The following is a 271-nucleotide window of genomic DNA, read 5'->3' as shown; positions in this document are numbered from 1 at the left end:
TTACTTTACACGCAGTAGAATAAACATTACATCAAGTACAATATACAGAAAAACCAGTTGAATATACAGAAAAACCAGTATAAGAAACAGAAAATCCAGGTGAAGAAACAGAAAAACCAGGTGAAGAAACAGAAAAACCAGGTGAAGAAACAGGAACACCAGGCGAAGAAACAGAGAAACCAGAAGAAGATACAGAAAAACCAGGCGAAGAAACAGAAAAGCAAGGCGAAGAAACAGAAAAACCACGAGAAGAAAAAAAACAACAACAAGA

At 35.8% G+C, this 271-nt stretch carries 1 protein-coding gene; it reads right to left on the bottom strand.

Annotated features, from left to right (window positions below):
- Positions 1-31: 31 nt before the first annotated feature.
- The coding region (locus tag JDS82_RS29190) for a hypothetical protein (RefSeq protein WP_199714335.1) at positions 32-271 on the bottom strand (240 nt) is incomplete at its 5' end.

The sequence above is a fragment of the Bacillus cereus group sp. N14 genome (genome assembly GCF_016483555.1).
GTDB classification, from domain to species: domain Bacteria; phylum Bacillota; class Bacilli; order Bacillales; family Bacillaceae_G; genus Bacillus_A; species Bacillus_A wiedmannii.
This window is presented reverse-complemented; position numbering and strand designations above follow the sequence as displayed.